Annotated in this window: 17 protein-coding genes and 1 tRNA gene; 4 read left to right on the top strand and 14 right to left on the bottom strand. The window is 71.1% G+C overall.

Features of this window, described 5'->3' with window-relative positions:
• Positions 1–4 precede the first annotated feature (4 nt).
• Positions 5–664, bottom strand: coding sequence for a class II aldolase/adducin family protein (locus tag ACQPZZ_RS32075; protein WP_432925246.1), 660 nt, complete (start codon positions 662–664; stop codon positions 5–7).
• Positions 665–711: 47 nt separating this feature from the next.
• Between ACQPZZ_RS32075 and ACQPZZ_RS32070 the strand changes: the two genes are divergently transcribed.
• The gene (locus ACQPZZ_RS32070; protein WP_432925244.1) at positions 712–984 is read left to right on the top strand and encodes a 4a-hydroxytetrahydrobiopterin dehydratase; all 273 of its coding nucleotides are present in this window, start codon (positions 712–714) and stop codon (positions 982–984) included.
• Between the two features lie 152 nt (positions 985–1,136).
• On the opposite strand, the gene ACQPZZ_RS32065 is transcribed toward ACQPZZ_RS32070, so the two are convergent.
• Positions 1,137–1,565, bottom strand: coding sequence for a nitroreductase family deazaflavin-dependent oxidoreductase (locus ACQPZZ_RS32065; protein WP_363648055.1), 429 nt, complete (start codon positions 1,563–1,565; stop codon positions 1,137–1,139).
• Positions 1,566–1,922: 357 nt separating this feature from the next.
• On the bottom strand, positions 1,923–2,480 hold the full coding sequence (locus tag ACQPZZ_RS32060; RefSeq protein WP_432934705.1) for a hypothetical protein: 558 nt from the start codon (positions 2,478–2,480) through the stop codon (positions 1,923–1,925).
• Between ACQPZZ_RS32060 and ACQPZZ_RS32055 the strand changes: the two genes are divergently transcribed.
• Positions 2,424–4,724, top strand: a complete 2,301-nt coding sequence (locus tag ACQPZZ_RS32055; protein ID WP_432934620.1) for a DUF222 domain-containing protein — start codon at positions 2,424–2,426, stop codon at positions 4,722–4,724. The genes ACQPZZ_RS32060 and ACQPZZ_RS32055 overlap by 57 nt on opposite strands.
• Before the next feature lie 56 nt (positions 4,725–4,780).
• On the opposite strand, the gene ACQPZZ_RS32050 is transcribed toward ACQPZZ_RS32055, so the two are convergent.
• Entirely contained in the window at positions 4,781–5,659 is an 879-nt protein-coding gene (locus tag ACQPZZ_RS32050; RefSeq protein ID WP_432925242.1) for a phosphotransferase family protein, read from the bottom strand.
• Between the two features lie 9 nt (positions 5,660–5,668).
• Positions 5,669–6,511: a spermidine synthase gene (locus tag ACQPZZ_RS32045; RefSeq protein ID WP_432925240.1), complete on the bottom strand. Its 843-nt coding sequence runs from the start codon at positions 6,509–6,511 to the stop codon at positions 5,669–5,671.
• Between the two features lie 32 nt (positions 6,512–6,543).
• On the opposite strand from ACQPZZ_RS32045, the gene ACQPZZ_RS32040 reads away from it, so the two are divergent.
• Positions 6,544–8,193 carry a penicillin-binding transpeptidase domain-containing protein gene (locus ACQPZZ_RS32040; RefSeq protein ID WP_432925238.1) on the top strand — a complete coding sequence of 550 codons (1,650 nt, stop codon included), beginning with the start codon at positions 6,544–6,546 and terminating at the stop codon, positions 8,191–8,193.
• A gap of 5 nt (positions 8,194–8,198) precedes the next feature.
• Here ACQPZZ_RS32040 and ACQPZZ_RS32035 read toward each other — a convergent pair whose 3' ends face one another.
• Positions 8,199–8,645, bottom strand: coding sequence for an Lrp/AsnC family transcriptional regulator (locus ACQPZZ_RS32035; RefSeq protein WP_346229055.1), 447 nt, complete (start codon positions 8,643–8,645; stop codon positions 8,199–8,201).
• A gap of 10 nt (positions 8,646–8,655) precedes the next feature.
• Complete coding sequence (locus tag ACQPZZ_RS32030; RefSeq protein ID WP_432925236.1) at positions 8,656–10,011, bottom strand: transaminase; 1,356 nt, start codon at positions 10,009–10,011, stop codon at positions 8,656–8,658.
• Positions 10,012–10,238: 227 nt separating this feature from the next.
• Between ACQPZZ_RS32030 and lat the strand changes: the two genes are divergently transcribed.
• The gene (gene lat / locus ACQPZZ_RS32025; RefSeq protein ID WP_432925234.1) at positions 10,239–11,525 is read left to right on the top strand and encodes an L-lysine 6-transaminase; all 1,287 of its coding nucleotides are present in this window, start codon (positions 10,239–10,241) and stop codon (positions 11,523–11,525) included.
• Here lat and ACQPZZ_RS32020 read toward each other — a convergent pair.
• The 7 genes from ACQPZZ_RS32020 to orn all read right to left on the bottom strand — a co-directional run bounded on the left by ACQPZZ_RS32020 (position 11,512) and on the right by orn (position 18,466).
• Positions 11,512–11,760, bottom strand: a complete 249-nt coding sequence (locus ACQPZZ_RS32020) for a helix-turn-helix domain-containing protein (protein ID WP_363645855.1) — start codon at positions 11,758–11,760, stop codon at positions 11,512–11,514. The two genes, lat and ACQPZZ_RS32020, sit on opposite strands and share 14 nt — an antisense overlap.
• A 109-nt stretch (positions 11,761–11,869) precedes the next feature.
• On the bottom strand, positions 11,870–14,149 hold the full coding sequence (locus ACQPZZ_RS32015; RefSeq protein WP_432925232.1) for a penicillin acylase family protein: 2,280 nt from the start codon (positions 14,147–14,149) through the stop codon (positions 11,870–11,872).
• A 7-nt stretch (positions 14,150–14,156) separates the two neighbouring features.
• A complete protein-coding gene (locus tag ACQPZZ_RS32010; protein ID WP_432925230.1) occupies positions 14,157–16,421 on the bottom strand; it encodes an FtsX-like permease family protein in 2,265 nt (754 codons plus the stop codon).
• Entirely contained in the window at positions 16,418–17,098 is a 681-nt protein-coding gene (locus ACQPZZ_RS32005; protein WP_432925228.1) for an ABC transporter ATP-binding protein, read from the bottom strand. The genes ACQPZZ_RS32010 and ACQPZZ_RS32005 overlap by 4 nt, the downstream gene beginning before the upstream one ends.
• Positions 17,095–17,619 (bottom strand): PadR family transcriptional regulator, encoded by a 525-nt coding sequence (locus tag ACQPZZ_RS32000; RefSeq protein WP_432925226.1) that lies wholly within the window; start codon positions 17,617–17,619, stop codon positions 17,095–17,097. The genes ACQPZZ_RS32005 and ACQPZZ_RS32000 overlap by 4 nt, the downstream gene beginning before the upstream one ends.
• A gap of 92 nt (positions 17,620–17,711) precedes the next feature.
• A tRNA-His gene (locus ACQPZZ_RS31995) sits at positions 17,712–17,787 on the bottom strand.
• 82 nt (positions 17,788–17,869) lie between these two features.
• A complete protein-coding gene (orn, locus tag ACQPZZ_RS31990; RefSeq protein ID WP_142557833.1) occupies positions 17,870–18,466 on the bottom strand; it encodes an oligoribonuclease in 597 nt (198 codons plus the stop codon).
• Between the last annotated feature and the right edge of the window lie 11 nt (positions 18,467–18,477).

Here is an 18,477-nt window from a genome sequence, read left to right as displayed (position 1 = left end):
TTCGTCAGCCGGCGAGGGCGCGCTCGATGACGGCGGTGAGCTGGTCCTCGGTGAGCACCGAGGGCCGGCCCACGCCGAGGGCGCGGACGTAGACCTCACACAACCACTCCAGCAGGCGCGTCGCCTCGAACGCCTGCTCCAGGCTTTCCACGCCGTTCATGCCGCCCCCGATGGTCACCGCGCCGTGGCTGGCCATCAGGGCGGCCTGCCTGCCCTCGATCGCGGCGATGACGTTGCCCGCCAGCTCGGGCGTGCCGTACGTCGCGTACGGGGCCACCCGGACCGTGCCGCCGAGCAGCAGGGCGTTGTAGTGGATCGGCGGCAGCTCGGCCATGGTCGAGGCGACCACGGTCGCGAAGACCGAGTGGGTGTGCACGACCGCACCGGCGCCGGTCGCCTCGTACAGCGCGAGATGCATGGGCGTCTCCGAGGAGGGCTTGCGCTCCCCGTCGACGACCCGTCCTCCGAGGTCGACCACGGGGCAGTCCTCCGGGCGCAGCCGGTCCAGCGCCACACCCGAGGGCGTGACGACGACCAGGTCGTCCCGCCTGGCGCTCAGGTTTCCGGAGGTCCCGATCACCAGCCCGAGGGCCGCCGCCCGCCGGCCGTACTCGCACAGCTCACGCCGAAGATCGTCCAGCTGCTCGTCCACCTGCTCATCCACGCGGGCGAATCTACACAATGGCCGGTGTTTCGTGATGTCCTGATCCCATGTACGAGGCTTCCGACTGGCGCCGCGAGGGGGACACGATCCGCAGGACCGTGGTCGCCCGGGATTTCCGTACGGCCATCGCGATCGTGAACGACATCGCCGAGCAGGCCGAGGCACTGAACCACCATCCCGACATCGACATCCGGTGGCGCACCCTCCACCTGGCGCTGACCACCCACGACGCCGGTGGCCTGACCGACCTCGACTACAGGCTCGCGGCCCGCATCGACGCCATCGTGGCCGACCACGAGGCGGGGCCGCCCGCGTCCTGAACCGTGTCCGGCCCGCAGCGCCGTCTCCGGATCACGACGGGCCGGTCTGGCGGGCGTACCTGTACCCCTGGTGAGCCCGTCCCGCGCCGTGGCCGTCGCGGGGCGCCCGCGCGCTGCTGATCTGAGCGTGCGGGGTCTCGGCGTGCGGGGTCTCAGCGCTCAGGGTCCTGGCGATAGAGGGCGACGACGGGGATGACGCGGGACGTACGCGCCTGGTAGTCGGCGAAGACCGGGACCAGCTCGGCCTGGCGGGCGTACATGCGATCGCGCTCGTCGCCCGTCAGCGGCACGGCCGTGGCGGTGAACGTCTCGATCGCCGCTCCGTCGCCGGCCTCGACGGTCACCGTGGGATTGGCCAGCAGGTTGTGATACCAGTCCGGGTGGCGTGGCGCACCCGCGTAGGAGGCGAAGATGAGAAGCCTGTCTTCGTCGGGCAGGCAGGCGACCGGGTTCGTCCGGGCGATACCCGTTTTGGCGCCCGTGGTCGTCAGCAGGATCAGCGATTTTCCCTCGAACGCCCCGCCGACCTTGCCGCCGTTCGCCCGGAACTCCTCGATGATCTTGTCATTCCATTCGGACATGCTGCGATGACTCCTGAACCTCGATGTATCCGCCCCGATGGCGAAACTATTCAAAGATCAACATAGCCAACGGATCACGACCTGAGCCCGGACGAGTGGGTCCAGGCCATCCTGCTGCCGATGCCACGTCTCGCGGACGCCCCGGCCTGGCGCCATCTCATGCCTCTTGTTCGACCGGCCGCTCATGCGGAACCGGGGCGCTGTAAAGCGGCACATGGGCGCAATTAGCGCCAGTGCCGGTACCGGTATGAATCGTGCATAAAGCTCACGCCTGGCAATTCTGTCTTCTATTCGCGGGCCTGTGATTCCACCTTATTGGCTCGTCGACTTGCCGTGCTCTTGTGGGTGCTGGAAGAATTAATACAGGTTTTCGAAATATCGCGAGGAGGTGTGATGAATCTGTCCGACGGTGATCTCGTTCCTCCTCATCGTTCGAATAATGGTGATGACGGCTGGTGGGATCGGCTGACTGCCGATTCTCCTTTGTGGTCGACGGAGGGTTCGCTCGCCCGCGACGACACTGTGGAAAACGACGCGCCGATTGGCGTCGGGACCATGGGCGGTCAGGCCGCCGATGGCTGTGCCGCGAGCGCCGGACCCGGTGGTGCCGGTAGCGCCAGTAGTGCCGCCGATGATGGCGGGCAGGGTTTTGGCGGGCAGGGTTTTGGCGGGCAGGGTTTTGGCGGGCAGGGTTTTGGCGGGCAGGGTTCTGCCGGGCCGGGCGGGGCCGGCGCAGGCGATCGCCGGAGTCGGTCGTCGTGGGTGTTGGTGGCCTCGTTGCGGGAGTCGGCGCAGGCGTTGGCGCTGGCGCCGGTTGCGGACGATGCCGGTGTCTGCCTGGCCGAGGCCGAGGGCTTGATGTTCGCCCGGGATCGGATTACCTCGGCGTTGGCGGATCGGGTGGGGCGGGTGCATCGGGCGGGGCAGGCTAGGCAGCATGGGCATGCCTCGACCCGCAGTTGGTTGCGCACGGTGGGTGGGTTGAGTGTGGCGGGGGCGGGCCGGCTGCTGACGTTGGGCGTGCAGTTGGCGCGGTTGCCGCGGGTGCGGGAGGCGTTTGCGGGCGGTGAGCTGTCGGCGGGGGTGGTGGAGGCCATCTGTATGGCCACCGAGCATCTGACCGGTGAGCAGGTGGGGCTGGCCGAGCCGATTTTGTTGGAGTTGGCGGGCCGGGCGGGGCCGGCGGAGGTGGCCAGGGCGGGCCGGTATCTGCGGGCGGTGCTGGACCCTGATGGGGACGAGCGTGATGAGCGGGCCGATTACGGGCGGCGGTTTCTGCGGGTCCGCCCGGGTAAGGGGGGTGGGCTGGAGGGGGAGTTTTATCTGCCGCGTGAGGCGGCCGCCCGGTTGCGGGCGTTGCTGGACGCCTATGCCCGGCCCCGGGCGGAGGGTGATGACCGGCCGCTGCGGGTACGTCAGGCCGATGCGTTGATCGCGTTGCTGGAGCAGAAGATCGTCGCCGAGCTTCTGGTACTGGTCAACGCCGAGTCCCTCCCCACCGACCCCGCCACCGACCCCGCAGTCCCTGACCCGGTCGACGATCCCGTCCCCGACACCGTCCACGACCAGGGCGACCAGGGCGACGACGTCAACCACCCCGGGGGCGCCACCGACGCCGGTGACACGGAGGACGTCGGCGCCAGCGACACCGAGGACATTGAGAACCCCGAGGACATTGAGAACCCCGAGGACATTGAGAACCCCGAGGACACCGGCACCAGCGACGCCGCTGGCTCGGATGACGTGAGTGACGTGGATGATGCGGGTGGCGTGGACGTTGTTGACGCTGACGGCCGGGGTGATGACCTGTGCGATCGCACGGAGACCACCGAGCCTGCCGCCCCCGAGCTTGCAGAGCCCGAGCCCGCCGCCCCGGAGTCGGCCGCCCCCGAGCTCATCGAGCCAGTCGAGTCCTTCGGTCCTGCCGAGGTGGTCGAGCCCGCGCTCGGTGCGCCCGGCGAAGCCGAAGGGAGGGACCCGATCGCTCCTGGCGCCGATGCTGCGGACCTCGGTGACGCCGTCGGGCTCGGACAGGCGAAGGGCGACGAGGCGGAGAGCAAGCAGCAGGAAGGGACGCGGTCCGAGGAGACGCGGTCGGAGGAAGCTCGGTCGGAGGAGGCTCGGCCGGAGAAGGCGCGGTCGAGCGAGTTCCAGCAGAGCAAGCCACGACAGCACACCCCACAGCAGAGCGAGCCACAGCGGAGCGCGTCGCAGCAGAGCGCGTCACGGTCGGATAGGTCGCGCTGGGATGAGTGGCAACCGCCGGATCCTCCTTCCGGGGGCACCTCTGCCCGTCACGCCCACGCCGGGCCTCGGCCCGCGGGGGAATCCCGGCATGGGCTGAGCACACCTGACGCCCACGGCGGCGTGCGCGGCCGGCAGCGCCGGCATGGCCTGGGCACGTGCGAGGACCACGGTTGTGAGGACCACGGCCACGGGCGCCGGGGGCACGGCGAGAGCGCGTGCGGGTGCGGTGGTGGGGCACGACGCTCGTCGAGCGAGCCGCCGGGGACACCACCGGGACCACCGGAAGGAGCACCGCAGACGCCGCCCGCAGGGCCGGATCCAAAGCAGGGGTCAGCCCCGGTGACAGGGCTGGGTCCAGACCCGGCGACAGAGCCGGGGGCAGATTCGGGGCAAGGGCCGGTGCCAGGGCCGGGAGCAGATCCAGGGGCAGACCCGATGACAGGGCCGGGAACATGGCCGGGAACATGGCCGGGGGCCGTGGTGGGGGCGTTGCCGGGCAGGGCGCCGGGGTTGCTGCTGGCCACAGGGCAGGTGCTGCCCGTCTCCGGCGTGCACCGCCTGGCCCGCACCTCCACCCTGGTACGCCTGGTCATGAACGCCGACGGACAGGTGCTCGACATGGGCCGAAAAGTCAGGCTGGCCACCCCGGCCCAGCGACGGGCGGTCTTCGCCCGCTACGCCACCTGCTGGATCGACGGCTGCCCCCTGCCCGCCACCATGTGCCAGATCGACCACGCCGACAACTGGAGCACCGGCGGGCTCACGGACCTGAAACTGCTCGGCCCGGCCTGCCAGTTCCACAACCGCGACCGCTACCAGCACCCCGAGCGCTACACCCGCCACACAACCGGCAAAGACCGCTGGACCTTCACCTACCACCACCCCACCCGAGCCCGGAGGCCACGGGAATGACGACCACGACGCGAGGGGGTGGATGCCGTGACCACAGCGATCCCTCCGGGATGGAGTCAGCGGTAGCCGGTCAGGCCGTCCGCCAGTTGCGTGTCGTCGCCGTCCCGTTGCGCGGACAGGGCCTGCTGCAGGGCGAAGGTGGCGCGAATAGTGGCGATGCGGGTGGTCATGGCGCTGTCCGACCAGCCGCCCAGTGCGAGCACCCGATGCAGGAAGCGTGCGCCATAGCTGGCGTGAACGGCTGCCAGATCCTCGGCGGGATCCCCGATCGTGACCTCATCCCAGTCGATCACCGCGGTGAGCACCGGCAGCCCGTCGTGGCACTCCCACAGGACGTTCTCGGCGCCGAGATCACCGTGCACCAGCGCGTGGGCGACATGAGGAAGGCGGTCGAGTGCCGCGAGTTCCTGCTCGGCTCGTTGGCGCCCCTTGCCGGACATGAGCCCGAACAGTTCGGAGCGGACGTCCGCTGCGAACCGTCGCCACCGATCTTCCTGTGGTGCCGGCAGGGCCGCACGCACCTTCTTTCCCGCGCCGCCTGCCCCAGCGCCGATCCTGGCCAGTCCGGTCAGGAGCGTGACGTACTGCGCCGCCGCGGCCTCGGCCACCTGGGGATTGTCGAGTGCGGCGGCCGCGAGCGGGGCTCCGGGCACGCGGCTGAGGAGGAGAAACGGCGGTTCGTCGCTGCCGTGCTCGCCGCCCTCCGCCAGCGGCCGAGGCGTGGCGAAGCCGAGGCCGAGCCCGGCGAGCAGGCGCAGGACAGCGGCCCTGTGCGGCAGTCGGGCGGCCGCCGCTGCCGTGCGAGGCAGGCACACGACACGGTCTGCGCCGATCACCACCTGGTGAAACTGCCCGTGGCGGACGCTGAGATCGTCCGGTTCGACGCCCGGCAGCAGTCGGCTCAGCAGCGCGCGATGCGCCTGGGCGATCTCCATCGGTGCCGGCTACTCGAACAGGCCGGGTGGGGGGACGGGGGCGAGCACGGCGTCACCGTCGCAGATGGGGGCGGCCCCGGCGACCAGCCGGGTCAGGTCCGTGTCGGCCACGCATCGGGCCTGGGTGAGGCCGCCCGCCGCCTTCCTGGTGAGCGCCTCGACCGGCAGGTCGCCGGGCGAGGCCGCCAGGATGACGTTGCCGAACCTGCGCCCGCGCAGGATGCCGGGCTCGGCCAGCAGCGCGACGTGCGGGAAGACGCGGCTCGCCGTGGCGGCGACCCGCTTGACGAAGGGCAGGCCCTTGCCGTCCGCCACGTTGATCAGCGCGGTGCCGGAGGGGCGCAGGACACGGGCGATCTCGGCCATGTACTGGACGGTCGCCAGCTCGACCGGCATCGTCGCGCCCGTGAACGCGTCGAGCACGAACAGGTCGGCCGAGTCGTCCCCGAGGTCAGCGGTGGCCGCGCGGCCGTCCACCACCCGGACCTTGAGCCGGGGCACCGACTTGAGGCTGAGCTGGTCGCGTACGAGCTGGACCAGCGCGGCGTCCGGTTCCACGACGATGTGCCGGGAGCCGGGGCGCCGCGCGGAGACGTAGCGCGGGATCGTGCAGGCTCCGCCGCCGATGTGGACGGCGTCGAGCGGGCCTTCGGGCAGGCAGTCGATCACGCTGGCCATGAGCTGGGTGTACGAGAAGTCCAGATAGGTGGGATCGGTCAGGTCCACGTACGACTGGGGGACGCCGTCCCTGATCAGCATCCACCCGTCCGGCCGGTCGAGGTCGCGCAGGAGCTCCACCTCGCCGAAGGTCACCGGGTAGCGGCCTGGCAACGGTTCTCTGCTCCTTGCCACCTATGGCTCCTTTCGCGTGATATGAGAACCGTATGCGGAACAGGGCCCTGCTCGCCCTCGTCATGGTCGCCGCGGCCATCTTCGTCTTCGGCGTTGCCGGACTCATTGTGTCCGGCAGGCAGGAACCGATCGCGGACTTCGTCGCCGCGCCGCGGGGGACGCCCGCACCCGCCGGCCCGCAGACGCTCCAACTTCGCCCTCCGGAGCCATCCCCCGTGAGTTCCCCGGAAGGCTCTCCGGGCGAAACGGCCGCCGCCTATTTCCAGGCCTGGGTCAAGAGCGACTACGACGCCATGCGAGATCTGGTCGAGGACCCTCCCGACGACTTCGCGGATCAGCACCGCGCGTTCGAGGATGCCGCCCTGTCCAAGTCGTTGCGGATCACGGTCGGCAATTTCGTACGCACCGGGGACGAGACCGCCGACGTTCCCTTCACCCAGGAGCGCAACGAGCAGGAGGCCGGCACCTGGCGCTTCGAATCCCGCCTGCATCTGGCCGTACGCGACCTCACCTGGAAGGTCCTCTGGACGCCGGCCGTCCTGCATCCGGAGATCCAGCCCGGCGGCGGTCTCGTCAGGACGGAGCCGGAGCCGGGGCCGGGGCCGCTGCGGCCGGTGACGAGGGGAGGGCGGGAGTTCCCGCAGAACTCGGGCGCCGAGGCGTACCTCGACAACCTGATGAACCAGGGGGTCGCGCCCGCGACGGGCGTGGCCGTTGGGTGGGCGCTGGAGATCGACAATCCGGGCATGCCGGCGAAGACCGTCCTGTCCTACAAGCCCGAGAAGCGGCCGGTCGGCGTACGGACCACGATCGACTATGAGGTGCAGGCCGCGGCGGCCCGAGCGCTCGACGGCGTGCAACGGGCCGCCATCGTGGCCGTACGGCCGTCCACGGGGGAGGTTCTCGCGGTCGCCGACCGGCTGGGCGGTCTTGGGGCGTTCGAGAACAAGTATCCCCCTGGCTCGACGTTCAAGACGATCACGGCGGCGGCGCTGCTCACCAACGGGCTGTCGCCCGACAGCACGGTGGAGTGCCCGGCGTCCTACCAGATCCCGTTCAATCGGTCGATCTCCAACTATCAGAACGAGAACCACGGGGCGGTGACGCTGCGGCAGGCGTTCGCCTTGTCGTGCAACACCACGTTCGCCCGGCTGACCGTCGAACGGCTGAACGGTGACACGCTGGTCGACCAGGCCAGGGCGTTCGGCTTCGTGCAGGGGGAGAGCGCCGGCACGAGCACGTGCGGCAGCCTGCAGCGGCCGGAGAACCAGGACGCGCTCGCCGAGGACTCCTTCGGACAGGGCACGGTGGAGGCGACCCCGTTGTGCATGGCGCTGGTCGCCGCCGCGGTGGAGAGCGGCGAGTGGCGGCCGGCCCGGCCGCTGGCGGACGAGGCGCCGCAGGGGGAGCTGCCGCAGAGCGTGCCCCTGCCGTCCACCGTGGCGGAGGGACTGCGCTCGCTGATGAGCGCGGTCACGATCGACGGGACCGCCGCCGGTGCCGGCCTTCCGCAGGGGGTCGCGGGAAAGACCGGCACCGCCGAGGACGGGAAGGGCGGGCAGGACCACGCCTGGTTCATCGGCTACCGGGGTGACCTCGCCTTCGCCGTCTTCGTCGAGCACGGCGGCACCGGCCGTGGCGCCGCCGTGCCCATCGCCGCCCGCTTCCTCAAAGCCCTTTAGGACGTTCAGACGCCGGGCCAGGCGAACCGGTGGGTGTGAATGCCGAAGTAGGTGAACGCCTCGGCCCGGGTGACGCCGGGCACCCGCTTGACGTGGTCGTTGAGCACGGTGAGCAGCTCGGCCGGCTCCCGGCACACCACCTCGGCGAACAGGTCGAACGAACCCGCCGTGAGCACCACGTAGATCACGCCGGACAGTTCACTGATTCGGTCGGCGACCTCGTGCACATCGCTGTCGACGCGGACGCCGATCAGCGCCATGACCGGCAGGCCCAGCGCCATCGGGTCGGTGACGCCGACGATCTGCACGACGCCCTCGTCACGCAGCCGCTGCACCCGTTGCCGTACGGCGGGCGCCGACAGGCCGGTGGCCTCGGCGAGCGCGGTGTAGGAGGCCCGGCCGTCGCGCTGCAGCTCACGCAGCAGGACCCGGTCGATCTCGTCCACGTTCACGCGGCGGGGCTCATGCGACCAGGTCCGCCACAGCCGCGGCGAACACCTCGTGGTGCAGGTCGACGTCGGCCTCGGTGGTGGCGGGGGACATCAGGGCCATGTTGTGGAACGGTGTGAGCAGCACGCCCCGGTTGGCCAGGTAGACGTGCAGGTAGTCGTCCAGGTCGGGGTCGCCGGCCGCGTTCGACTCGCCGCCGTTGCGGGGGGCCGGGCTGGCGAAGCGATACTCGGCGCGCGCCCCGAGCTGCGTCACCGACCAGGGCAGCCCGTGCGCGTCGATCACCTCCTGGACGCCCTTGGCGAAGCGGGTCGCCAGCTCGGTCATGGCGGCGAACGCGTCGTCGGTGAGCACGTGCTCCAGCGTGGCGCGCATCGCGGAGACCGACAGGGCGTTGCCGGCCAGCGTGCCGCCGACTCCGCCCATGTCGACCAGGTCGAGGCCCTCCATCGCCTCGATCCGCGTCGCGACCTCGGCGGACAGGCCGTATCCGCCGCTGGGGATGCCGCCGCCGATCGCCTTGCCGATCGTCACGATGTCGGGGTGCAGGTCCCACGCCTTCGTGCAGCCGCCCGGGCCCGCCGAGAGGGTGTGCGTCTCGTCGTTGATCAGCAGGCTGCCGTATCGCCGCGTCAGCTCCCGTACGCCCTCCAGGTAGCCCGGCTCGGGCAGCACGATCCCGATGTTGGTGAGGGCGGGCTCCATGAGGACCGCCGCGACGTCGCCGTACGCCAGTTCGCGCTCCAGCGAGGGCAGGTCGTTGAACTCGACGACGCGCGAGGTGACGGTGGGGTCGACCGGCGCGCCGACGTTGCCCTCGCGGGAGACCTGCTCGCCGTCCGGGCCGACCACGAGCAGCACCTCGTCGACGCTGCCGTGATAGCAGTAGCTGTTCACGAGGATCTTGGGTCTGCCGGTGATCGCCCTGGCCAGCCGGATCGCCCACCGGTTGGCGTCCGTGGCCGTCAGCGAGAAGCTCCAGTACGGCAGGCCGAACCGGCGGCCCAGCTCCGCGCCGACCCAGGCGGCGTCCTCGGTCGGCATCATCACGGTGGCGCCGCCCAGGCGGCCGAACCGGTCGGCCACCGCCTCGACGGTCGCGCGGGGGGAGTGGCCCGCCATCGCGCCGGTGTCGCCGAGGCAGAGGTCGACGTACTCGTGGCCGTCCACATCGGTGACGCGGGCGCCGTGAGCCTCGGCCAGGTACAGCGGGAAGCCCGCGGCCGTCTTGTTCATCCACGTCATCGGCACGCCGCCGAACAGGTGGGCTCTCGCCTGCTCGTACGCGGCGGCCGAGCGCGGGTTGCGCTCCCGGAACGCGGCGCGCTCGCGGTCGAGCAGCCGGGCCAGGCGACTACGGTCGATCATCATCCCTGCCTCAGAAAAGATCGCTGCAATCCGTGTAGAACCACGAAATCTAAAGCAAAGGTACACAAATGGTTCTGAATCGTCATCCAGCCGGATGGCGGTGGACGCTGGACCTACCTCTGTGGACTGAAAAACGTTCTCTCCAGGTGCGATTTGAGCGAAAACTATTCACATAGGCGGCCGGATGTGAGGGAATAATCTCGTTTCCAGCCTGACGCGGAGGCGACATGGACCCCACCGCTGTGCACGACGCCCTCGCACGGCACCTGCTCGTCGACGGCTACCGCCTGGTGCTCGACCTGGACAGGAGCGCGGGCTCCTGGCTGGTCGACGCCCGTGACGGGCGAAGATACCTGGACTTCTACACGTTCTTCGCCTCGTCGCCCCTCGGAGTGAACCCGTTCGCCGACGACCCGGAGTTCGTCGCACTGCTCGGCCGGGTGGCCGCCAACAAGCCGGCCAACTCCGACATGTACACCGTCCATCTCGCCGAGTTCGTGGAGACGTTCCGGCGGGTGCTCGGCGACCCCGAACTGCCGCACCTGTTCTTCGTCGAGGGCGGGTCGGCGGCCGTGGAGAACGCGCTCAAGTGCGCCTTCGACTGGAAGAGCCGCTGGAATGAGGCCCACGGCCGTCACCCCGGCCTCGGCACCCGCGTCCTCCACCTCACCCGGGCCTTCCACGGCCGCGGCGGCTACACGCTCTCGCTCACCAACACCGACCCCGTCAAGACCGACAGGTTTCCCCGGTTCTGCTGGCCGCGCGTCGACGTCCCCGCCATCCATCTCGGGGACGTCGAGCGGGCGGAGAAGCGGGCGCTGCGGCAGGCCAGGGAGGCGTTCGAGCGGTTTCGCCACGACATCGCCTGTTTCATCGCCGAGCCGATCCAGGGCGAGGGCGGCGACAACCACATGCGCCCCGAGTTCCTGCAGGCGATGCAGGCCCTCTGCCACGAGTACGAGGCCCTGTTCGTCCTGGACGAAGTGCAGACCGGCGTCGGGCTGACCGGCACTCCCTGGGCGTACCAGCAGCTCGGCCTGGCCCCCGACATCGTGGCCTTCGCGAAGAAGGTCCAGGTCGGCGGCATCATGGCGGGCCGCAGGGTGGGTCTCGTGCCCGACAACGTGTTCCGGGTCAGCGGCAGGATCAACTCCACCTGGGGCGGCGGCCTGGCCGACATGGTGCGCTCCCGCCGCATGCTGGAGATCATCGAGCGCGACGGTCTGATCCCGAGGGCGGCCATCCTGGGCGAGAAGCTGCTGGGCGCCCTGCGGGGCCTGGAGGCCGACGGTCTGGTGACCAACGCCCGCGGACGTGGGCTCATGTGCGCCTTCGACGTCCCTGCCGGCCGCGGGGACCCCGGCGGGCTGGTCGCCCGGCTCCGGGAAGACCGCGCCATCCTGGTGCTGCGCTGCGGCGAGCGGTCCGTACGGCTACGCCCTGCCCTGTCCGTCCAGCCCGACGAGCTTGAGTACGGCCTGGCCGGCCTGCGGGCCGCTCTTACCGAGGGGTGACCGGCGCCGATGGCGCGGGTTCGCCGCGCCACCGGCAGATGGCCGCCATCCTCGAGTCCACGCCCAGCTTCGCGTAGATGCGGTTGACGTGGTTTTTCACGGTCTTCTCGCTCAGGAACAGCAGTCGCGCGATCTCGCCGTTGGAGCGACCGGTCGCGATGAGCTCCATGACCTCGGTCTCCCGCTTGCTCAGCCCCGGGTCGTGCCCCGGGGTGGTGCGGTCGTCGATTCTCATCCGGCCTCCGGAAGACGATCAGAGATCGCCGAGGCCCCCGCACGGCGGTTGTGAGGCAGCATAACCCGCAACGTCCACCTTTGGGGAAAAGTGCACTGACTTGACCGGGTCAGCGCCCCCCGTGGACCGCGACGGTCTGGAGATGCGGATCGGCGGCGATCTCCGCCGCGGTGAAGCGTTCGGTGACCCATCCGCCGCGCGAGAACAGGGCCGTCTGGTCGGTGTGGTGGGGCGAGTCGGGGTTGGCGGACAGGGAGTAGGTGAGGACGGTCCGCGTGCGCGGGCCGCTTCCGGTGAGCTCAACGGCCATCATGAAGCTGGATCCGGTGTCCACCTCCGGGTAGCGTCCGTTCGCGCCCAGCGGGCCGCGCATGCGTACGCGGTCGAAACAGCCCTCCCCTTCGGTGCAGCCGGGGATCGGGATCGAGGAGTAGCTCTGCGCCTGCCCGGGGGTGAGCGTCAGCGGGATCCGGTTGGACCGGAAGTAGCGCACGGCGTCGGCGAGGGCCTGCCGTACGCCCGGGTCGTCGCTCTTGAGACCGCTCGGGGTGGTCAGCGGACGCGCGGGGTCGAACGGCACCCGCCAGGGGCTGAAGACCGGGTCTCCCGGCTTGGTGGGACGGCCCAGCCGGGTGAAGAACTCGCGCCACAGGACGGCGCCCTCGCCGTCGAGGGTCGCCCGCCCGTCCCACTTCTCGAGCACTCGGCAGGCCTCATGGAGCTCGGGGCGGGAGCGGCACATTGTGCGCAGGTCGTCGCGCATGAGCTCGAAGGTGAGGTTGCGCTTGCCGTGCACGGTCGCCTGCAACGTCTGCAGGGTGAAGCCGGGCGCGCCGAGCCCGTCGGTCCCGGACAGCCGCCGGCCGATCATGTCGAGGCTGACCCGGGGACGGGGCTCCAGATCGGTGCCCGTCTCGCCGTACGCCTTGGGATAGCCGGTGAGCGGCTTGGCCGGGTTGGCCATCCAGTAGGTGTTGTTGGAGTTGGCGACGTAGTCGGCGCGGACCAGCTTCGGCTGGTTGCCGGGCCCGAAGACGCCCGGCACGACGGCGTCGCCGTCCCTGCCCCACAGGCACGCGGAGGTCGAGCCGTCCAGGACGTACGCGTCGAGGCCCGGCATCGGCGAGGACGCGGCGCAGCGCTTGGCCTGGGCGTCGGTGACGTGGGGGACGACCGAGGTGTCGGCGAAGTAGGCGGTTCCGCTCGCGTCGGTGGCGAGGGTGTGGACGAACGGCATCCCCTGATAGGTCCGCTGGGCCTCGCGCAGCTCGTCGAGGCTGCCCGCCCTGGCCATCGCCAGCCACTCGTCGGCCGCCCGCAGGTTGGCGGCGTTGGCGTCGGCCAGCGCGTACGCGGCCTCGCCGGTCTGCCCGACCGCGAGCACCGGGCCGTAGCGGGAGGTGCGGAGCCTGTGGCCGGAGACGGTGCCGTCCGGCAGGGTGACCTCCACCTCCTGCTCGCCCATCGGCTCCGCCCGGCCGTCCACAAGGTAGCTGCGGTCGTCCGCGAGCTTCAGCCGGTAGACCGTGAAGCGCTGGGCGTGGGAGACGGTGTGGGCCCAGGCGACCGTGGCGTTGTGGCCGATCTGCACGACCGGGGTGCCGTACAGGCTGCCGCCGGAGACGTCGAGCACGCCGGGGATGGTGAGCTGGACCTGGTAGAAGCGGCGGATCCCCTGCCAGGGGAAGTGCGGATCGGCCAGCACCATCCCGCCGCCCCCGCGGGTGGCCTGACGGCCCAGGGCCCAGGCGTTGCTGCCCGCCGCCGGCCTGGGCTCCGGCGCCCCGGCCTCGTCCTCAGGTTCCGCGATCCCGGTGATGGCCTCCTTGAACGAGGAGCTCGACACCATGCGGCTGAGGTCGAGCAGGTTGTTCCACATGTCGGTGGCGGTGATCGGGCCGACCCACGCCTTGCCCCGGCATCTGGGGTCGGGCAGGTTCGCCACGCCGGTGTCCGCGAGGTAGCGGTTGTATCCGGCGACGTAGCCGTCGACCAGGCGCCGCAGCTCGTCGCTCGGGCCGATCGGCGCGGGCCGGGTCAGCAGCCGCCGTACGACGCCCGAGCCGGCGACGCTCCTGTAGTAGACGTCGCTGGCGAGGTTGGCGACCGGCTTGACCGGGTCGTCGGACTCGGCGTCCGGGCCGAAATAGCGGGAGCGTTCGCCGCGCAGCGTCACCACCCAGGAGGCCAGCGTGCACAGGTTGTCCTGGGCGAAGGCGTAGCCGTACCCGAATCCGAGGCCGCCGTAGTCCTTGGCGGTGACGTGCGGGATGCCGTACTCGGTGCGCCGGATCGTGGCCGAGTAACTCCCGTCGGCCGCCGTGGCAGGCGCCGCCGCGACGGCGGGGGCGAGTAAGGCCAGCGTGATCACCAGTGGCCTGAGCTTCATCGGTCTCCTATTCGAAACGCGCGTTGTCGGGCGTGGTCATGCGCCGCAGCAGCGGCAGCGTCGTGAGGATCACCAGGAGGGAGGCGGCCAGGCCGCCGCCGAGAGAGGCGAAATAAACCGGCCCCGGCAGTGCGATCGACGCGCTCTTCATCGCGAGGGCGTCGATGAGAGGCTCGGCCACGCCGAAGCCGGCGCCGGCGGCGAGCGCGGCGGCCAGCACGAGCGGCAGCGCGGACTCGAGCAGCACCACGGCTGCCAGGGTGCGTGTGGGCGTTCCCGCCAGCCGCAGCAGGGTGAACGGCTGCCTGCGCTCCACCAGCCCGCCGCCGGCCGCCACCATGAGGCCGCAGGCGCCCGCGACCAGGGTGAGCCCGACCATGGCCAGCGCGATGTTCTCCGCCCGGGTGTACAGATCGGCCCTGACCCGGGCGACCTCGGCGAAGGTCATCGGCGCTTCGACCGTGTAACCGGCCAGCAGGGTGCGCAGCCGCTCCAGCGACGCCGGGTCGTGGGTGCCGACCATGACGGCCGCCAGGTCGAGCCCGTCGGCGGAGGCGGGCGGGCTGTCCGGGCCCGCCAGCGGAAGGAGCCTGTCGACGGTGAGGGGGTTGTCGGCGCCGACGATGCGGGCGAAGTTGCCCGCCACGGCCCGGGCGCCCCCGCCGTCGATGTTCCCCCTGCCGTCGATGTGCCCCCTGCCGTCGATGTGCACAGGGCAGCGGCCGAGCACGGGGAAGCGGCCCAGGTCGGCGCACTCGACGACGTACGGCGCGGGCGGCGGGCCGTCGGGCCGTGGGGGGACCTTCTCCATGTCCGCCCGCGCATAGATCGGCAGCACCTCCACGCCCTGATGGGCGCGCAACCGGTCGAGCAGCTCCGTCCCCGCCCGCGGTGACAGGCCGGAAACGCCCGGCCGGTCGAACCTGGCGCCCAGGACGTCGTTGAGCGTGCCCCCGGCCACCTTCTGCTGGCCGGCGACCACCGTCGGCACGAGGGCCGCGATCGTCGTCCCGATGAAGACCGCCAGCACCAGCCCGCTCACCGACCTGAAGGCGGTCTTCGGATCGGCGGCCAGGCGCCGCGCGGCCAGCAGCGTCGCCCCGCCCCGGGTCAGCCGGGCGGCCAGGCGCGCGGCGACCATGGTCAGCCAGGGCCCGGCCAGCATCAGCCCGATCATGATCGACGCGAGCGCGACGACGGCGAGCAGCTCGTCGGGCTTGCCGTTCCGGTATACCGGGCCCGCGAACATCCCCAGCCCCACCAGCAGCGGGATCACCCGCCACGCTCGCGGCGGGGACGCGACGGTCCTCCTCGCCACGCCGAGCGGCGAGATCCGCACCCGGCGCAGCGACCACAGGGCGGCGAAGGCCGCCACGACCGGCACGCCGCCGAGCACGGCCGCGTACTGCCAGGCGTGCGGGGCGACCAGCTCGGGGAAGAACCGGGCACCGGTGATCCGCACCCCGGCCACGGCAGGCCGTACGAGCTGGAAGATCGCGAGGCCGGCCAGCGCGCCGGCCAGCGCGCCCAGCGCGGCGTCCACCGCCGCGAGCGCGTTGATCTGCCGCGTGGTGGCGCCGACCAGGCGGATCGCGGCGAAGCGGGTCTCGCGGCGAGCCGCGGCCAGCCGGGTGGCGGTGCCCACGAGCACCAGCAGCGGGACGATCAGCCCGACGGCGGCGACGGCGAAGCCGAACCGGTAGACGTCCGCGCTGTCGTCGGCCGCGGGCTGGGCATCGATCACGTCGACCTGCCTTGCGCCGGGCAGGGCGGCGACCTGATCCGGCGTCCGCCCCACCACGACGACCAGCTCGTCGGGCCCGGACAGTGCCGCGTCGCCGATCAGCCCGGCACGCGTGCCGGGGAAGCGTGCGGCCAGCTCCTCACGCGGCGCCGAGTCCAGCAGCGCGGCCAGCGCGGGCGAGGCGTAGTACTGCCCCGGGCCGGGCATGCGGGTCAGTCCGGGGATGACCGGCGCCCGCGTGCCCAGCGCGGCGGCGTCGAGCCTCTTGATCGTCCGGCCCTTGTAGAAGTCCTCGTGGTAGTTCCACAGGGCGCCGTCGGCCGTCGAGTCGAGGGCCCAGCCGCTGGGCGCCGAGCCGTTCGTGCACTCCCAGCAGGGACGGCCGCCCGTGGCCTGGAAGGCGTTGAACAGCGACAGCGTGGCCAGCAGCACCACGACGCCGGCCGCCACCCCGGCGACGATCAGCGCCAGCCTGGCCGCCGCCTCCCTGCCGCTGCTCAGTGACAGCCGCAGGCCCAGCCGGATCATCGGACCAGTCCGCTCGTGTACGGGTCGGTGACCCGGCCGTCGCGCACCACGACCTCCCGGTCGGCGCAGGCGGCCACCCGGGCGTCGTGGGTCACCACGATCACGGTGGCGCCCTCCTCGCGGGCCAGGCCCACCAGCAGGTCCATCACGTGCTCGCCCGTGAGCGTGTCCAGCGCGCCGGTCGGCTCGTCGGCGAACACGATTCGCGGCCGGGTGACCAGCGCTCTGGCGATCGCCACACGCTGCGCCTGACCGCCGGACAGCTCCCCGGTGCGCCGGTCGCCCAAATCGGCCAGCTCCAGCCGCTCCAGCCATTCGGCCGCCCGCCGCTCGGCGTGCTTCCTCCTCGTACGGCCCAGCAGCAGCGGCAGCATCACGTTGTCGGCCGCGGTCAGCTCCGGCACGAGCTGGCCGAACTGGAAGACGAAGCCGAAGGCGGTGCGGCGGAGTTCGCTCCGGCGTCCGTCGTCGAGGGTGTCCAGGCGGCGTCCGTCGAACCAGACCTCGCCGCTGTCCGGCGTGAAGATGCCGGCCAGGCAGTGCAGAAGCGTCGACTTGCCGGAGCCGCTGGGCCCCATGACGGCCAGCACCTCGCCCGCGGTCACCGACAGATCCGCCTCCCGCACCGCGGGCGTGCTGCCGTAGGAGCGGCTGACCTTCCGAGCCTCGATGATCACGTTGCACGCACCATCTCGGCCAGCGCCCCCAGCCGCGCCTGGGTGACGTCGATCCACCGCAGGTCCGCCTCGATGTGGAACATGGCGTGGTCGGCCAGCAGGGCGTCGGTCAGGGCGCCGCCGCGCTTGACCTCCGCCAGTTCCCGCATGCGCCGCATGTGGGTGGCGCGCTGCGCGTCCAGGTAGCCGGCCGCGTCACGGCCGAGCATCAGCGCCAGCACGACCTTGGTGAACAGCACCGTCTGCAGGTACGGTTCGGCCGCGACCGGTTCGGCCAGCCAGGTGGCGACCTCCTGCCTGCCCATGGGGGTGATGGCGTACCGCTTGCGGTCCGGCCCGTCGCCCGGCTCGCTCTGGCCGGCGACCTTGCCGTCCCTGGCCAGGCGGCCGAGCGTGGAGTACAGCTGCCCGAAGGGCAGCGGTTTGCCCCGGCCGAAGAACGTGTCGTAGTCGCGTTTCAGGTCGTATCCGTGGCTCGGCTCCCGCTCAAGCAGGCCGAGTAACGCGAGGGGAACGGTCATGCCGATGACTATACCTCGAGTGTATATACGGAGGTGATAATTGCCCAGGAAAAAACGAACGGCCGGTCCGTCGGGACCGGCCGTTCGTCATATGGGGTGAGTGATGGGACTTGAACCCACGACATCCAGGACCACAACCTGGCGCTCTGCCAGCTGAGCTACACCCACCATGTCCGCCGTTCGCGGCGTACGAAGAAAGTGTAGCGGCTTTCGGGAGTCCTCCGCGCCCCCAATGCCGCGCACCTCCGTCTCACGATCCGGAGACGGCCTCCGCGACCTCGCGGGCCGTGGCGGAGTCGGGCCCGGGCTGCGGCACGAAGACCGCCGCGCGGTAGTAGCGCAGCTCCCGGATGCTCTCGGTGATGTCGGCCAGCGCGCGGTGCCCGCCCTGCTTCTCCGGCGAGGCGAAGTAGACCCGGGGATACCAGCGGCGGGCCAGCTCCTTGATCGACGAGACGTCGACCATCCGATAGTGCAGGAACGTGTCCACCAGCGGCATGTCCCGGGCGATGAAGGCGCGGTCGGTCGCGATGGAGTTGCCGCACAGCGGCGCCTTCTTCGCCTCGGGCACGTGGGAGCGGATGTAGTCGAGCACGACGGCCTCGGCCTCCGCCAGGGTCACCCCCGTCGCGAGCGCACGCAACAGACCCGAGGCCGTGTGCATCTCCCGCACGACCTCGGACATCTGCTCCAGCGTCTCCGCGGGAGGCTTGATGACGACGTCCACGCCCTCATCCAGCTGGTTCAGCTCGCCGTCGGTGACGATGCAGGCCACCTCGATGAGCGCGTCGCGGCCGAGGTCGAGCCCGGTCATCTCACAGTCGATCCAGACCAGCGGGTCAGTCATGGCTTCAAGGG

It is taken from the genome of Microbispora sp. CA-135349 (genome assembly GCF_050947365.1).
Classification (GTDB): Bacteria; Actinomycetota; Actinomycetes; order Streptosporangiales; family Streptosporangiaceae; genus Microbispora.
This window is presented reverse-complemented; position numbering and strand designations above follow the sequence as displayed.

Coding starts and splice junctions, on each gene's coding strand:
- ACQPZZ_RS32050 (WP_432925242.1), bottom strand. CDS start 5,659: ATGGAGATCGCCCAGGCGCATCGCGCGCTGCTGAGCCGACTGCTGCCG.
- ACQPZZ_RS32060 (WP_432934705.1), bottom strand. CDS start 2,480: ATGCACCCGCCCCACCCGATCCGCCAACGCCGAGGTAATCCGATCCCG.
- ACQPZZ_RS32000 (WP_432925226.1), bottom strand. CDS start 17,619: ATGACCGTTCCCCTCGCGTTACTCGGCCTGCTTGAGCGGGAGCCGAGC.
- ACQPZZ_RS32040 (WP_432925238.1), top strand. CDS start 6,544: ATGCGGAACAGGGCCCTGCTCGCCCTCGTCATGGTCGCCGCGGCCATC.
- ACQPZZ_RS32070 (WP_432925244.1), top strand. CDS start 712: ATGTACGAGGCTTCCGACTGGCGCCGCGAGGGGGACACGATCCGCAGG.
- ACQPZZ_RS32020 (WP_363645855.1), bottom strand. CDS start 11,760: ATGAGAATCGACGACCGCACCACCCCGGGGCACGACCCGGGGCTGAGC.
- ACQPZZ_RS32030 (WP_432925236.1), bottom strand. CDS start 10,011: ATGATCGACCGTAGTCGCCTGGCCCGGCTGCTCGACCGCGAGCGCGCC.
- orn (WP_142557833.1), bottom strand. CDS start 18,466: ATGACTGACCCGCTGGTCTGGATCGACTGTGAGATGACCGGGCTCGAC.
- ACQPZZ_RS32010 (WP_432925230.1), bottom strand. CDS start 16,421: ATGATCCGGCTGGGCCTGCGGCTGTCACTGAGCAGCGGCAGGGAGGCG.
- ACQPZZ_RS32015 (WP_432925232.1), bottom strand. CDS start 14,149: ATGAAGCTCAGGCCACTGGTGATCACGCTGGCCTTACTCGCCCCCGCC.
- ACQPZZ_RS32055 (WP_432934620.1), top strand. CDS start 2,424: ATGTTCGCCCGGGATCGGATTACCTCGGCGTTGGCGGATCGGGTGGGG.
- lat (WP_432925234.1), top strand. CDS start 10,239: ATGGACCCCACCGCTGTGCACGACGCCCTCGCACGGCACCTGCTCGTC.
- ACQPZZ_RS32065 (WP_363648055.1), bottom strand. CDS start 1,565: ATGTCCGAATGGAATGACAAGATCATCGAGGAGTTCCGGGCGAACGGC.